This is a genomic window from Flavobacterium psychraerolatum (assembly GCF_025960985.1).
Lineage (GTDB): Bacteria > Bacteroidota > Bacteroidia > Flavobacteriales > Flavobacteriaceae > Flavobacterium.
Genome location: NZ_JAOQMX010000001.1, coordinates 166,182 through 181,714, shown reverse-complemented (window position 1 = coordinate 181,714; position 15,533 = coordinate 166,182). Strand labels below are relative to the sequence as shown.

Genomic DNA, 15,533 nt, shown 5'->3' with positions numbered 1-15,533 from the left:
TCAAAGATACATTTTTTTTAAATTCCCTCTATGAAATTGTGAAGGACTATCGGGAAAGGAAAGGTTTTTAAAGTCGTTTGGTTTATCCCGTTTGGTAGCTTCCCTTTTATTTCAACTTTCCAGAATTTAATATTTAAATGTTGGTGTGATAATTTATGTATGACCCTTTTGTGGTCGTACTCATATAGGCTTATGATGTCGTTTAGGGCATATAGTTTCTTAATTATCGCTTTTGAAACAAAGTCATAATTTTCCTCTTTTTCAGTTTCTATTAATGGAAATTCATATAAGTTGTGCCAAATTCCTTTTTGAATTCTTTTTTGTATTAAAGTATGATGTTGCTCGTCCTCCACTATAATGTAATTGAAGTAGCGGTTTCGTATCTTTGTTTTTTTTAATTTTACAGGTAAGCTATCTACTTTTTTATTTTGGAGTGCAAGGCAGCCATTATTGAATACACAAATTGAACAATTAGGGCTTTTTGGTGTACATTGTAGGGCACCAAATTCCATTATAGCTTGATTGAAGATTGCAGGATTATCATCAGGTATGAGTTCAGTGGCGAGTGCGGTAAATTCTTTTTTAGTAGCTGCTTGCGAAATATCAGAATCAATGTCAAAATAGCGTGCTAAAACCCGGAAAACATTTCCGTCCACTACGGGGACAACCTCGTTGTAAGAGAAAGAGGCGATAGCGGCAGCGGTATATTCACCAACTCCTTTTAGTTTTAATAAGTCATTATAATTGCTTGGGAATTGCCCGTTTAATTCAAAAGCTATATATTGTGCCGTTTTGTGTAAATTTCGAGCACGAGAATAATAGCCAAGGCCCTGCCACAATTTTAAAACTTGCTCTTCATCTGCATTTGCTAAGTCAAAAATAGTTGGAAAATTTGTTGTAAAGGAGGAAAAATAAGGCGTTCCTTGTGCTACTCGGGTCTGTTGTAACATGATTTCAGACAGCCAAATATGGTACGGATTGGTTGTATTACGCCATGGTAAATCGCGTTTATTTTGTAAATACCAAGTAATTAGTGTTTTATGAAAAGTCATTGTAAAATATTTGTAAACAAAAGTAAAAGTTTATATGATTAAAATTTAATGAATTAGCTTGATATATTGTATTTTAAATTCCTATATTTGCACACTCAAAAAAAATTATTACAAAATAATAAATAGGAAAGATAATGACGAAAGCAGATATCGTAGCAAAAATTTCAGAAAAACTAGGGCTTGAAAAAGGAGATGTTCAAGCAACAGTTGAAACTTTTATGGAAGAGGTTAAAAACTCTTTAGAAACTGGTGATAACGTTTATTTAAGAGGTTTTGGAAGTTTTATTGTTAAAACTAGAGCAGAAAAAACAGGAAGAAATATTTCTAAAAACACTACAATCAAAATCCCTGCACACAACATTCCAGCTTTCAAACCTGCAAAAGTTTTTGTAGAAGGAGTAAAAACAAATAACGAAGCAAAATAATATTATTAATCATAAAATCTAAAAGATTATGCCAAGTGGTAAAAAAAGAAAGAGACATAAGGTAGCAACTCACAAACGTAAAAAAAGAGCGAGAGCTAACCGTCACAAGAAGAAAAAGTAGTTTATAACTACTTTTTTCTTTTTAAAAGTTCATTGAAATTGAAAATTAGTAATCAGTCTTCCGTTTTTAGTATTCAGTTTACTGATAGCTATCAACTGAAGACTGCTAGCTGATTTTCTTCGGGTTAAAACCTGTTTAAATTATTGTTTAATCCATCCTTGAGAAGTTGATGGTTGGTAGTTGATTGTTGTTGGATTTAATCTAGCAACCCACAACCAATAACCAACAACCCATTCACGGATAAAAATTTACAAATGAATAAAGAATTAATCATTCGATCTAGTTCTGATTTCGTAGATTTTGCCTTATTAAAAGATGGAAAACTAATTGAATTACACAAAGAAGAAGAAAAAAGCAACTTTCAAGTTGGTGATATATTTATTGCCAAAATAAGGAAACCTGTTGCTGGTCTTAATGCTGCTTTTGTAAATGTAGGCTATGAAAAAGATGCCTTTTTACATTATCACGATTTGGGTCCTAATTTATCTTCCCAACTGAAGTTCATAAAACTTGTAAGCGCAGGTAAAATAAAAGATTTCTCCCTAAAAAACTTTCAGTTTGAAAAAGAGATAGAAAAAGATGGCTCGATTACAGCAGTAATCAATGCCAATCAATCTATCTTAGTGCAAGTTGTCAAAGAACCTATTTCTACCAAAGGACCAAGAATAAGCGCTGAGCTTTCACTGGCAGGTAGATTTATTGTTTTGGTTCCTTTTTCTGATCGCGTTTCTATTTCTCAAAAGATAGAAAACAAAAAAGAAAAAGACCGTTTGAAAAAGCTTGTGCAATCCATCAAGCCAAAAGGATTTGGTGTTATTGTTCGTACAGTAGCCGAAGGCAAAAATACAGCCGAATTAGAAAAAGATTTGCAGAACCTGCTAGACAGATGGACTGCAATGTGTAAAAAATTACCAACAGCTCATCATCCATCTAAGGTATTAGGAGAACTCAATAGAGCTTCTTCAATATTAAGAGATGTTTTTAATGATACTTTTAGTAGCATTCAAATTGATGACGAAGAGTTGTACAATCAAACAAAAGATTACTTGCAAGAAATTGCACCTTCAAAACAATCTATTGTTAAGTTTTATCAATCAAAAGACACTCCGATTTTTGAAAAGTACAATGTAGAGAGACAAATCAAAACATCCTTTGGGAAAACTGTTTCCATGAGTAAAGGTGCTTATCTTATTATAGAACATACTGAAGCTCTTCACGTTATTGACGTAAATAGTGGAAATCGTTCTAATAAAGCTACCAATCAGGAAGATACTGCAATGGAAGTAAACATGATAGCTGCCGGCGAAATCGCTAGACAATTACGTCTGCGTGATATGGGTGGGATTATTGTTATTGATTTTATCGATATGTCAAATCCAGAAAATCGTAAAATATTATTCGACTTCCTTAGAGAAGAAATGAATGATGATAAAGCAAAGCACAAAATTTTACCCCCTAGTAAATTCGGACTAGTCCAAATTACAAGACAAAGGGTAAGACCAGAAGTAAATATAAAAACTAGAGAAGAAGATCCAAACGATGTGAACGGTGAAATTGAAGCACCAATTTTAATCATCGATAGAATTAAATCTGACTTAGATAGAATATTAAAAATCCACAATAATGTTGTGTTAAATGCTCATCCGTTTGTGGCTGCATACCTCAGTAAAGGTTTTCCATCATTACGTTCAAAATGGTTTTTTGAACATAAGAAATGGGTGAAAATCATACCACGTGACGCTTACACGTATCTAGAATATCATTTCTATGACAAAAGTGGAAATGCTATAAACGAATAAACAAAGACCGCCTGTCGTAAGATAGGCGGTTTTTTTGTGTCTTGTTGTTACTGTGAAATTTAAATAATCCCATAATAATAATAATAATAATTTCGAATATAAAATATATTATTGATAGGCACTATTCTTATGCTGTAAAGAGTTGGTTGTTAATCTAGATAATTATGTACAAATAGGATTAAATATTGACCTTATTATTAATTGAATTGTGATTACTCATTAGTTATATTTTAAAATTATTGATTGCTTTAATGCTATTTATGTTTTTAGCAATAGTCAGATTGTATATAACTTTTGAGCATAAAAAAAACTGCCAATTGCTAAAAAGACAGTTTTTTTATTATAGCTTATATGTTCTGATGCTAAATTTTTAAATTCAAAAGGCGTCGTTTTCTTTGTATAAAAACTAAGGTAAAGACAACGCCAGAGAGGGCCATAGTAACTCCAACTAAATTAGGGGAAGCATAATTGAATCCTGCTGTCAATGGTAGGCCTCCCAAAAATGCTCCTAGTGCATTACCCACATTAAAAGCAGCCTGAATAGTTGCAGAGGCAATCATTTCAGCTCCTACTGCAGTTTTTATCATTAACATTTGTACTGGAGCTATTATAGCAAATGATAGACAACCAGTTGTGAAGACTAACATCAAACTTATATATAGATTTGTTGATAGAAAGAATACTAAACCCAAATCTAATGCCATGGCGAGTAGTATATAAATAATTGTTTTTTCAGCAGAGTATTTATCTGCTAATTTCCCTCCTATAACATTTCCAATTACCATTCCTATTCCTGCTAGTATCAAAATAAAAGGTACGTCAGCTTCTTCAAAACCAGATATTTCAGTTAGTAAAGGTGCAATGTAGCTTATCCAACAAAAAAATCCACCAGATCCTATAGCTGTAATCATGATGACTAGCCAAGATTCTGGTTTTTTGAAAAATTCTAATTGACTTCTAATATTGCCTTCTTCTTTGATTTTTAACTCTGGCATCCAGAATTTAATGCTCAAAAAAGTAATTATTCCAATTACACCTACTATAATAAAAGTATATCGCCAAATATAATGATGTCCGATATAGGTTCCAATGGGAACTCCTACTACATTGGCAATTGTTAGACCCAGGAACATGAGTGATATTGCTTGGGCTTCTTTTCCTTTTTCCGCAAGTCGGTTGGCCACCACAGCGCCTACACCAAAGAATGCGCCATGTGGTAATCCTGATAAAAACCGTGATAAAAATAAAAAATTATAGCTTGGTGCTATTATGGATAAAGAGTTGAAGATAGCAAGTAACGCTGCGAGGATTAATAGTGTTTTTTTGGGAGGTAAATTTCTAGTAAGAATGACTAGAAGGGGAGCTCCTATGACAACCCCCAATGCATAAGCTGAAATTAAATATCCAGCTACAGGAATGCTGACATTTAAATTTGTGGCAATGTCAGGTAATAGACCCATCATTACAAATTCTGTAATTCCAATCGTTAATCCGCCTAGGGTAAGGGAAAGAAGGCTCTTTTTCATTTTTTATTTGTAGATTTTTTGTGTCTACAAAAATATTCAATATACTAACTACATTAGTTATAATTTTGCATTATTTAATTGTAAAAATAGTTTTTGCGCAATCTGAAGTATTTTAATACATTGGCTTTCGATTAATTTAAAAATGATCACTTTTTAACTATTAGTACAAAATTATACCTATTGTGAGATTGTTTATATTCTAAAAGGAAAGTGTGTTTATTTTTTTAATTCACTACTATTTGTTTTAACTAGAGTAAATATCTATCGTGTAATAGTTTTTTGTTAAATACTATAGATAATTATAGGTGTAGCAGAGTATTTAAAGAGAAAGTATTTGATTTAGGTGTTCCTTATAAATCTATTTTAAAGAATACGGTTCAAATTATTATATTCTATAGAGGTAAAGATGATATTTCTACTTCGCCAATTGTAGTATATCAGTCATTAACAAATTTTGGATTGATAAAAGAAAAGCTGTCAAATATGAAATGATTTTAGGGTCAACAACTTTATAGTTCATTTCTTCAAAGTTATTTGTTTAAGTAATGAAGAGATTTACTATGTCGCGTAGTGTCAGTATTAAAATCAAATTTTTGAATATCTCTTTCCCTTTACTATTATTATTTAATAAAAATCTTTTAATCTATATAGTTTATTAGTAGTGTGATTTTATATAAAGAGTAGTCTAATAGTCTTTTTATTGTTTGACATTAGATTTAAGTTTAAATTATCAAGTGAGAGTGTTTAATAATCTGTATTCATCTGGTGATATTGCCTTGTTAAATAACACTTTTATCTTTTTTTTGATTTATAGATAATGATTTTTATCACCCAAATGTTTCATTATAGCCGATTATTAATGAATCAAGGAATAAATTTTAATATTTTTTATACTAATTGGTTGAGTGCATATTTTAAGATAATCTAATTGATTAAGGTTGAATAGTACTAAGTTTAATGGTTTTTTTTATGAAAATAATAACAATTAGAGCCTCTCTTTTGATTTGGCACCCTTTGATTGTATTGCTATAGTTAGTCACTTTGTATACAGGATGTGTAAAACAGATTGAGGCCTAATTATGTTCATCAATACTTTTTAAGTTTTTTATTCGTCTGATTTGGGTACTTAATTGTGGTTTATTGAGAGTATTCTTTATATCTATTGTTTTATTTGAACTCTTAGAAATTTATTTCTTGTACTTTGTTCAGGTACTTTTGATGTAGGTAACGTACTTTTAAGTAGTGGCTTAGTATGTAGAGGTAGGGGTTGTAGCTTTAATTTTTAAAATTCACCTTAATAAGAAATAATCTGTTATCAGAGTTATTGATTTTATTATTATAAAAATTATTTACCTAGGTGTTGATATGAATAGTCGTATCGTTCTGTCTTTAGCATTGGTCTATACTGGCCTTTATATCTTAGTAGAAGTTTTTATTTTTTATAGTTGTAAACCGCTTAAGTAGTAGCTACAATACTTATTTTATTGCTTGTTTAAATTGCAAATTAGGTCTGGATATTTTATTTATATTGAATTGTAATAATGTTACCTCTGCTTATATAATGCAATAATGTAGGGCGAGAATATTGTTTGAGATAGTTTGTTTAGCTAGTATAAGGCTATTATGGTTTAATTAATTGAAGATTTTTGCCATGCTAATTTTGAGGTTTTATTATTAGCATATTTGGATATTTTTTTTTGATGTTTAAGCTGTAGCGAACCGTTTCTAGTTTTGTTCTGAAGTTGCCAATCCAGACTTTATAGTTTGGGGTAAAGAATATAATTGTTCCATCAAGATCACCATATTCCTGTTTGCAGTTATAGAGAGTTTTTTTTGCTCCTTCGCTATTTCCGGAATAAACTTGAATCGTATAGCGCTCATTAGCAACTATTGAGCTGTTTATCTTCCTTTTTTCACTAAGCAACTGAATAAATTTATCATCCTGTTTGATGTTTGTATTTGTTACCTGTGCAGATGTAATTGTTGTAGTAATACAGAGTAAAATACTAGCGGCTAGGCTATTTTTAAATGTTAAAATTCTCATAATGTGATGATTTTTAGACAAAAGTAAGACTTAATGACGTAATGTAAAAGTAAAATATTATTTAGAATAAATATAAATTGGAAATAAGACTATTTTAGGTTTTTGTGAATAGTTCATAAGTCGTATTTTTGTCGAGATTTATAATAAAGGTGTAACTTTTTAAGGCAGTAATGTATTAAAAACTGTGCCAATTTTTAGTAGATAATCATTATATAATATGAAAAAGGTGGGTAACCATAATTCGATCTCAAGGAAATTATTTTTAAGCTTTGCTTTGTCGCTAGCTTTTTCCTTAACTTCCTTTGCTCAAGATGCTGCTCCTGCAGCTGCAACTGAAGCTCCTGCGGCCTCGCAAGGTGCCGATCCTGTAAAAGGAAAAGAACTTTTTAATTCTAACTGTGCTGCATGTCATAAATTGGATGCAAAATCTACGGGGCCTGCCCTAAGAGGTGTTGCTGCAAAGCACGAAATGGCATGGATCTATAAGTGGGTGCATAATAGCTCTGACGTAATTAAGTCGGGCGATGCTGCAGCGGTTAAATTGTTTGAAGAAAATAATAAAGCAATAATGACTCCGTTCCCTCAATTATCAGAAGGGGATATTGATAATATTATTGCATACACTTCTGAAGTTAAGGCTGAGGCTCCTGCTCCGGCTGGTGCAGTTCCAGGTGGTCCTGCTGCTACTGATAGTGGAGTTTCTAATAATATAATTCTAGGAGCACTTGCTCTTGTAATGGCGATGTTAGTTGTAATGTTGTTCTTGGTGAACAAAGTACTGACTAAGGTTGCTAGGGCTAATGGAATTGAAGTAACTGAAAAAGAAAAATCTATTCCAATATGGAGAGCATTTGCTAAAAACCAATTTTTGGTTTTGGTTACTGCTATCTTTATGTTGTTGGCAAGTGGGTACTTTGTTTATGGTTTCTTGATGCAAGTTGGAGTTGATCAAGGATATGAGCCAATTCAACCAATACATTATTCTCATAGAATTCACGCCGGTGATAATGAGATTAATTGTAAATACTGTCACTCTTCTGCGAGAGTAAGTAAGAATTCAGGAATTCCTTCATTAAATGTTTGTATGAACTGTCATAAGAATATTTCTGAAGTTGCTGAAAGTACTGCTACTCCAGAGTACAGTAAAGCATTCTACGATGAGCAAATTCAAAAATTATATACTGCAGTTGGATGGGATAAAGCGACTCAAACTTATACTGGGAAATCACAACCAGTAAAATGGGTACGTATTCATAATTTACCTGATTTTGTTTACTTTAATCACTCTCAGCACGTTACTGTTGCAGGTATAGAATGTCAAACTTGTCATGGTCCAGTTGAGACTTATGAAATCCAAAGACAATTTGCTCCTTTAACAATGGGATGGTGTATTAATTGCCATAGAAAAACGGATGTTAAAATGGAAGGTAATGAGTATTATACCAAAATACATGAAGAGCTTTCTAAGAAGTATGGAGTTGATAAGTTGACTGCTGCGCAAATGGGAGGTTTAGAGTGTGGTAAATGTCACTACTAGATTTGTAAATTGGTTCGAAATATAGCCAACTTTCAAATTACTTATAAAAGAAAATAATAATTAAGATTCTAATATTTATATAAAATGTCATCAAACAAAAAATACTGGAAAAGTGTTGAGGAGCTAGACGTAAATAGTTCTATTGTTGAGGCGCTTAAAAATAACGAATTTGTTGAAGCTATTCCTACGGATGAATTTCTAGGGAATAATGAAGCATTGTCTTCTTCTTCTACATCACGTCGTGATTTTTTAAAGTACGTTGGATTTAGTACTGCAGCTGCTACGCTTGTTGCTTGCGAAGGTCCTGTACACAAGTCGATACCTTATGTATTACAACCAGAACAAATCATTCCTGGTGTAGCAGATTATTATGCTACTTCAATGTTTGATGGTTTTGATTTTGCAAATCTTCTTGTTAAAACACGTGAAGGGCGTCCTATTAAAATAGAAAATAATACTATTGTTGGAGCTAAATTCGCTGCAAACGCTAGGGTTCATGCGTCTGTGCTATCATTATATGATAGTATGCGTTTGAAAGAACCTAAGGTTGAAGGGAAACCTGCAACTTGGTCAGCGGTTACTTCAAAAATTAACTCAAGTCTTATTGATGCAAAAGCTAAAGGTGGTCAAGTGGTCCTTTTGACTAATACATTGGCGAGTCCTTCCACAGAAAAATTAATTGCTGAATTTATATCAAAAAATCCAAATGCAAAGCATGTGGTTTATGATGCAGTATCATCTTCGGAAGCTTTAGATGCTTTTGAATCTGTTTACGGTGATAGAGCTTTAGTGGATTATGATTTATCAAAAGCTTCTTTAATTGTATCTGTTGGTGCTGACTTTTTAGGAGATTGGCAAGGTGGTGGATATGATTCTGGATATGCACAAGGTAGAATTCCTAAAAACGGAAAAATGTCACGTCACTTCCAATTGGAATCGAACATGACTTTATCTGGTGCTGCTGCTGACAAACGTTTGGCAGTGTCTACTGCTGTTCAAAAGCAAGCTTTAGTTCATATCTATAATATAATAACAGGTGCTTCTATTCCTGTAACTTTAGAATCTACGTTTAAAGGTGAAATAACAAAAGCAGCTAATCAGTTGAAAATGTCTGGGACTCAAGGAGTTTTGGTTTCAGGTATTCAAGATAAAAATGCACAATTATTAGTTATTGCAATTAATAATGCATTAGGTAGTGAAGCTTTTATTACTGCTGGTTCAAGACAAATTAGAAAAGGATCTAACGAAAAAGTAGCACAGTTGATTAATGATATGAAAGCTGGTAGCGTTCATACATTATTAATGAGTGGTGTTAATCCAATATATACATTGGCAGATTCAGCATCTTTTGCTGAAGGGCTTAAAAAAGTAAAAACATCAGTTGCTTTTTCTTTGAAAGAAGATGAGACAGCTTTGTTAACTACCGTTGCAGCTGCAGTCCCTCATTATTTAGAATCTTGGGGAGATTTGAGTTTGACAAGAGGTACTTATAGTATTACACAGCCTACTATCCGTCCATTATTTGATACAAAACAGTTTCAAGAAGTTTTGATGTCTTTAAACGGTATAGCGGGATCGTATTATGATTATGTGAAAGGTACTGCTGCTATTGTTACTGCAGGGGCAACTTGGAATAAAGTATTACACGATGGGATTTTTGTTAGTGATTCACTAGCTGTTTCAGGAAATGCTGCAGATTATAATAGTGCTGCTTTAGCATTATCAAAATCAAAAGCGGGTCAAGGATTTGAATTGGTTTTATATACTAAAACGGGTTTAGGTGATGGTCAGCAAGCCGCCAATCCTTGGTTGCAAGAATTACCGGATCCGATTACAAGAGTGTCTTGGGATAACTACATTACTGTTTCTAATGCTGATGCAAAGAAATTAGAAATGACAAATGAGATTGTTGCTAATGGTGGTCTTAACGGAAGTTATGCAACGATTACTACTATTGATGGTGTTAAAATTGAAAATATTCCAGTCATTGTTCAACCAGGACAAGCGGTTGGTACTTTAGGTTTAGCATTAGGTTATGGACGTAAGGCAGCTTTAAAAGAAGAAATGCAAGTAGGTTTAAATGCTTACACTTTATATAAAGGTTTTAATGATATTCAAACGGTTAGTATTGAAAAAGCTAGCGGTGAACATGAGTTTGCTTGTGTTCAAGGTCAGAAAACGTTGATGGGTAGAGGAGATATTATCAAAGAAACTACTTTGGAGATCTTTAATACTGCAGATGCTAAAGAGTGGAACCCAGTTCCCATGGTTTCTTTAGATCATGAAGAAGTAAAATCTACGACTGTTGATTTATGGGATTCTTTTGATCGTTCAATTGGTCATCATTTTAACTTATCAATTGATTTAAATGCTTGTACTGGATGTGGAGCTTGTGTAATTGCATGTCATGCTGAAAATAACGTTCCGGTAGTAGGTAAATCTGAAATAAGAAGAAGTAGAGATATGCATTGGTTGCGTATTGATAGATACTATTCGTCTGAAGCTACATTTGAGGAAGATAATATCAGAAAAGATAATATTGCTGGATTGTCAGATTCATTATCTACTTTTAATGAAATGGAAAAAGCTGGGGATAATCCTCAAGTAGCTTTTCAACCGGTAATGTGTCAACATTGTAATCATGCTCCATGTGAGTCTGTTTGTCCTGTTGCTGCAACTTCCCATAGTCGTCAAGGTCAAAATCATATGGCATACAACAGATGTGTTGGTACTCGTTATTGTGCTAATAACTGTCCTTATAAAGTTCGTCGTTTTAACTGGTTCTTATACAATGGAAATGAGGAATTTGATTATCATATGAATGATGATTTGGGACGTATGGTGTTGAATCCAGATGTTGTTGTACGTTCTCGTGGGGTAATGGAAAAATGTTCAATGTGTATTCAAATGACACAAGCGACCATTTTGAAAGCCAAGAGAGAGGGTAGGACTATCGTTGATGGTGAATTCCAAACGGCATGTTCAAGTGCTTGTACTACTGGTGCGATGGTATTTGGAGATGTTAATGATAAAGAAAGTCATGTTGCTGAACTATTAGAAGATGACAGAATGTATCATTTATTAGAACATATCGGAACTAAGCCTAATGTGATTTATCACGTTAAAGTTAGAAATACCTAGTAAAAAATAATTATTAATTAGAAACATATAAAGGATTATGTCGTCTCACTACGAATCAAGCATTAGGAAACCTTTAGTTATAGGTGATAGAAGCTATCACGATGTAACAGTTGATGTAGCTGCTCCTGTTGAGGGAAAAGCTAATAAACATTGGTGGATTGTATTTACGATCGCGTTAACCGCTTTCCTTTGGGGAATAGGTTGTATAATTTACACCGTGTCTACAGGTATCGGTTCATGGGGTTTGAATAAAACCGTTGGATGGGCTTGGGATATTACTAACTTCGTTTGGTGGGTTGGTATTGGTCACGCAGGAACTCTGATTTCAGCAGTACTATTACTATTCCGTCAAAGATGGAGAATGGCTATTAACCGTTCTGCAGAAGCAATGACTATTTTCTCTGTTGTTCAAGCAGGTTTGTTCCCAATTATCCACATGGGTCGTCCATGGTTAGCTTATTGGGTATTGCCAATACCGAATCAATTTGGATCATTATGGGTTAACTTTAACTCACCATTACTTTGGGATGTATTTGCAATTTCTACGTATTTGTCAGTTTCATTAGTTTTCTGGTGGACTGGTTTATTACCTGATTTTGCTATGCTAAGAGATAGGGCGGTAACACCTTTTAATAAAAGAATTTATTCAATTGTTAGTTTTGGTTGGAGTGGTAGAGCAAAAGATTGGCAACGTTTTGAGGAAGTATCTTTGGTTCTTGCAGGTTTAGCAACTCCACTTGTTCTTTCTGTTCATACTATTGTATCGATGGATTTTGCTACTTCTGTAATACCTGGATGGCATACAACAATTTTTCCTCCATACTTTGTGGCAGGAGCTGTATTTTCTGGTTTTGCAATGGTGAACACTTTGTTAATCATTATGAGAAAAGTTTCAAACCTTGAAGCATACATTACATTACAACATATTGAATTGATGAATATTGTCATCATGATTACGGGTTCTATTGTAGGTGTAGCTTATATTACTGAATTATTTGTCGCATGGTACTCTGGAGTAGAATACGAACAATACGCTTTCTTAAACAGAGCAACAGGGCCATACTGGTGGGCATATTTATTAATGATGTCATGTAATGTTTTGTCACCTCAATTTATGTGGTTTAAAAAACTTAGAACTAGTATAATCTTTTCTTTTGTTTTATCTATAGTGGTTAACATTGGAATGTGGTTTGAGCGTTTTGTAATTATTGTTACTTCATTGCATAGAGATTATTTACCATCATCTTGGACTATGTTTTCTCCAACATTTATAGATATTGGAATTTTCATTGGAACAATTGGTTTCTTCTTTGTTTTGTTTTTATTATACTCTAGAACATTCCCAGTGATTGCTCAAGCGGAGATTAAGACAATTTTGAAAGGAACTGGAGATAATTATATTAGAGAAAGAGAAGCAAATAAAGATTCACACCATGAGTAATAAAGTAATATACGCCATTTATAATGACGATGATATATTGATGGATGCGGTTAAGAAAACCCGTGCAGCTCATCATCATATTGAAGAAGTTTTTACTCCATTCCCCGTTCACGGATTGGATAAAGCAATGGGACTTGCGCCTACAAGATTAGCTATTTGTTCATTCATATACGGTTGTATAGGTATTTCATTTGCTACCTGGATGATGAATTTTGTAATGATCCAAGATTGGCCACAGGATATTGGTGGAAAACCAAGTTTTAGCTATATTGAAAATATGCCTGCTTTTGTGCCTATTATGTTTGAGATGACTGTGTTTTTTGCAGCTCACCTTATGGTAATTACTTTTTATATGAGAAGTAGATTGTGGCCATTTAAAGAAGCTGAAAATCCAGATGTAAGAACAACTGATGATCACTTTTTAATGGAAGTGGCTGTTAATGGAAATGAAGAAGAACTAGTTTCTTTCTTCCAAGGAACTGGAGCTGTAGAAGTTAAAATAATTGAAAAGCATTAATAAAGATATGAAAAGGGTATATAAAACAGCACTTTTATTAGGCATCACTATTTTAGTGGCATCATGTCATAATGATAAAGCACCGAACTATCAATACTTTCCTAATATGTATGAATCAGTAGGATATGAAACTTATTCTGAATCTGCTGCTTTCAAAAATGGTAAAGAAGGTCAACTTCCTCCAGATGGTACTATTAAGAGAGGTTTTGAACCTTACGAATATGAAAATTCTACTGCAGGTTATGAATTGGCAAAAGCTAATTCAAAGTCTCCTTTGGATTCGTTAGATCGTAATTCAGGAAAAGGAAAAGAGCTTTTTGATATTTATTGTATCAGTTGTCATGGAGCAGCTGGAAATGGTAAAGGAAAGTTAGTAGAAAGAGAAAAATTTCTTGGGGTCCCAAATTATAAAGATAGGGTGATTACTGAAGGAAGTGTTTTTTTCGTAGAGACTTATGGTTTAAATGCTATGGGTTCTCATGCTAATCAATTAAGTGCACACGAACGTTGGTTAGTTGCTGACTATGTTTTGAAACTTAAGAGCCAATTATAATTGTTGAACAAACTGATCGTAATAGATATGTATACATTTTCAAGTAAATTAAAAACTTTTTCTTTTATCCTTATGGCCATTGGTATATTGGGGATAGGATATGGTTTTTTGAATGCACCTAAGGATATTCAAGAAGTTGAAACACTTCTTGCTGCTGAAAGTCATGATGGCCATGGTGCTGAACATCATGAAGAAACTAAAGTGGCAGATGAAGCACATGGTACTATTAGCCATGACAATGCTGAAGTTGCTCACCATGATGCTGAACATACTGAGCATTTAAATCACGTTTTGCACCAGTTGCAAAACAAACCATGGGCTGCATTATATGTTGCTTGTATCTTTTTTATGTTGATAGCAATGGGAACTTTAGCATTCTATGCTATTCAAATTGTAGCTCAAGCTGGTTGGTCTCCAGTATTGTTTAGGGTTATGCAAGCAATTACCGCTTATCTGCCTGTTGGTTCTGCTATATTTTTTATATTTTTAATTTTGTGTGGTTTACATTTTAATCATTTATTTATTTGGTTAGATCCCGAAGTAGTTGCACACGATGAACTTATAGCTAATAAAGTAGGTTATTTAAATTTTCCTTTTTGGATTTTAAGAGCAGCTATATTTTTGGCTGGTTGGAATTTGTATAGATTTTATACTGCTAAGTATTGTGTTGCACAAGACGGAGCTAATGATAACTCTTTTTATAAAAAGAATTTTAAAATAACAGCTGGGTTCTTAGTCTTTTTTATCGTTTCTGAGTCTATTATGTCTTGGGATTGGATAATGTCTGTTGATCCTCATTGGTTTAGTACATTATTTGGATGGTATGTTTTTGCTAGTTTCTTTGTTAGTGGTATTACTACTATAGCTTTAGTTACTGTTTATTTAAAATCTAAAGGTTTTCTAGAATATGTAAATACAAGTCATATTCATGATTTAGCTAAATTTATGTTCGGTATTAGTATCTTTTGGACCTATTTATGGTTTTCTCAATTCATGTTAGTTTGGTATGCTAATATTCCTGAAGAGATTACTTATTTTATTACAAGAATTCAATTATATAACTTACCTTTCTTCGGTGCTATCGTAATGAACTTTGTGTTTCCATTATTGATATTGTTAAATACTGATTTCAAAAGACTTAGTTGGGTTATTGTAATGGCTGGTGTTGTTATTTTAGCTGGACATTATATAGATTTCTTTAATATGATTATGCCTGGAACAGTTGGAGACCGTTGGTTTATTGGTGTTTCTGAAATTTCATCGGTTCTTTTCTTCCTTGGATTATTCATATTTACTGTGTTTACTGCATTAAGTAAAAATCCATTGTTGCCAAAGAGAAATCCATTTATAGAAGAAAGTAAACATTTTCATTATTAA

The 15,533-nt window shown here is 33.0% G+C and carries 11 protein-coding genes; 8 read left to right on the top strand and 3 right to left on the bottom strand.

What is annotated here, in order from left to right:
* Positions 1-17: 17 nt before the first annotated feature.
* The gene (mutY, locus tag M2326_RS00860) at positions 18-1,052 is read right to left on the bottom strand and encodes an A/G-specific adenine glycosylase (RefSeq protein ID WP_264617670.1); all 1,035 of its coding nucleotides are present in this window, start codon (positions 1,050-1,052) and stop codon (positions 18-20) included.
* A gap of 134 nt (positions 1,053-1,186) precedes the next feature.
* On the opposite strand from mutY, the gene M2326_RS00855 reads away from it, so the two are divergent.
* Together M2326_RS00855 and M2326_RS00850 are read left to right on the top strand one after the other, a co-directional pair.
* A complete protein-coding gene (locus M2326_RS00855; RefSeq protein ID WP_108739332.1) occupies positions 1,187-1,477 on the top strand; it encodes an HU family DNA-binding protein in 291 nt (96 codons plus the stop codon).
* A 375-nt stretch (positions 1,478-1,852) separates the two neighbouring features.
* Positions 1,853-3,397 carry a ribonuclease E/G gene (locus M2326_RS00850; protein WP_264617669.1) on the top strand — a complete coding sequence of 515 codons (1,545 nt, stop codon included), beginning with the start codon at positions 1,853-1,855 and terminating at the stop codon, positions 3,395-3,397.
* Positions 3,398-3,759: 362 nt separating this feature from the next.
* Here the strand turns inward: M2326_RS00850 and M2326_RS00845 are convergent, their stop codons facing one another.
* Positions 3,760-4,923 (bottom strand): MFS transporter, encoded by a 1,164-nt coding sequence (locus M2326_RS00845; RefSeq protein ID WP_264617668.1) that lies wholly within the window; start codon positions 4,921-4,923, stop codon positions 3,760-3,762.
* Positions 4,924-6,577: 1,654 nt separating this feature from the next.
* Complete coding sequence (locus M2326_RS00840) at positions 6,578-6,967, bottom strand: SPOR domain-containing protein (RefSeq protein ID WP_264617667.1); 390 nt, start codon at positions 6,965-6,967, stop codon at positions 6,578-6,580.
* Positions 6,968-7,184: 217 nt separating this feature from the next.
* On the opposite strand from M2326_RS00840, the gene M2326_RS00835 reads away from it, so the two are divergent.
* The 6 genes from M2326_RS00835 (at position 7,185) to M2326_RS00810 (ending at position 15,533) form a co-directional block, all read left to right on the top strand.
* Positions 7,185-8,504 (top strand): c-type cytochrome, encoded by a 1,320-nt coding sequence (locus tag M2326_RS00835; protein ID WP_264617666.1) that lies wholly within the window; start codon positions 7,185-7,187, stop codon positions 8,502-8,504.
* Positions 8,505-8,588: 84 nt separating this feature from the next.
* Positions 8,589-11,645, top strand: coding sequence for a TAT-variant-translocated molybdopterin oxidoreductase (locus tag M2326_RS00830; RefSeq protein ID WP_264617665.1), 3,057 nt, complete (start codon positions 8,589-8,591; stop codon positions 11,643-11,645).
* A 37-nt stretch (positions 11,646-11,682) separates the two neighbouring features.
* Complete coding sequence (gene nrfD, locus M2326_RS00825; RefSeq protein ID WP_264617664.1) at positions 11,683-13,086, top strand: NrfD/PsrC family molybdoenzyme membrane anchor subunit; 1,404 nt, start codon at positions 11,683-11,685, stop codon at positions 13,084-13,086.
* Positions 13,079-13,603 carry a DUF3341 domain-containing protein gene (locus M2326_RS00820; RefSeq protein WP_264617663.1) on the top strand — a complete coding sequence of 175 codons (525 nt, stop codon included), beginning with the start codon at positions 13,079-13,081 and terminating at the stop codon, positions 13,601-13,603. Before nrfD ends, M2326_RS00820 begins: the two co-directional genes overlap by 8 nt.
* 7 nt (positions 13,604-13,610) lie before the next feature.
* Positions 13,611-14,156: a c-type cytochrome gene (locus M2326_RS00815; protein ID WP_264617662.1), complete on the top strand. Its 546-nt coding sequence runs from the start codon at positions 13,611-13,613 to the stop codon at positions 14,154-14,156.
* 27 nt (positions 14,157-14,183) lie between these two features.
* Positions 14,184-15,533: a cation-translocating P-type ATPase gene (locus M2326_RS00810; protein WP_264617661.1), complete on the top strand. Its 1,350-nt coding sequence runs from the start codon at positions 14,184-14,186 to the stop codon at positions 15,531-15,533.

What these genes read in the sequence shown, in the direction of transcription:
- M2326_RS00830 (WP_264617665.1), top strand. Translation starts at nt 8,589, where the DNA reads ATGTCATCAAACAAAAAATACTGGAAAAGTGTTGAGGAGCTAGACGTA.
- M2326_RS00840 (WP_264617667.1), bottom strand. Translation starts at nt 6,967, where the DNA reads ATGAGAATTTTAACATTTAAAAATAGCCTAGCCGCTAGTATTTTACTC.
- nrfD (WP_264617664.1), top strand. Translation starts at nt 11,683, where the DNA reads ATGTCGTCTCACTACGAATCAAGCATTAGGAAACCTTTAGTTATAGGT.
- M2326_RS00855 (WP_108739332.1), top strand. Translation starts at nt 1,187, where the DNA reads ATGACGAAAGCAGATATCGTAGCAAAAATTTCAGAAAAACTAGGGCTT.
- M2326_RS00810 (WP_264617661.1), top strand. Translation starts at nt 14,184, where the DNA reads ATGTATACATTTTCAAGTAAATTAAAAACTTTTTCTTTTATCCTTATG.
- M2326_RS00820 (WP_264617663.1), top strand. Translation starts at nt 13,079, where the DNA reads ATGAGTAATAAAGTAATATACGCCATTTATAATGACGATGATATATTG.
- M2326_RS00845 (WP_264617668.1), bottom strand. Translation starts at nt 4,923, where the DNA reads ATGAAAAAGAGCCTTCTTTCCCTTACCCTAGGCGGATTAACGATTGGA.
- M2326_RS00835 (WP_264617666.1), top strand. Translation starts at nt 7,185, where the DNA reads ATGAAAAAGGTGGGTAACCATAATTCGATCTCAAGGAAATTATTTTTA.
- M2326_RS00815 (WP_264617662.1), top strand. Translation starts at nt 13,611, where the DNA reads ATGAAAAGGGTATATAAAACAGCACTTTTATTAGGCATCACTATTTTA.
- M2326_RS00850 (WP_264617669.1), top strand. Translation starts at nt 1,853, where the DNA reads ATGAATAAAGAATTAATCATTCGATCTAGTTCTGATTTCGTAGATTTT.
- mutY (WP_264617670.1), bottom strand. Translation starts at nt 1,052, where the DNA reads ATGACTTTTCATAAAACACTAATTACTTGGTATTTACAAAATAAACGC.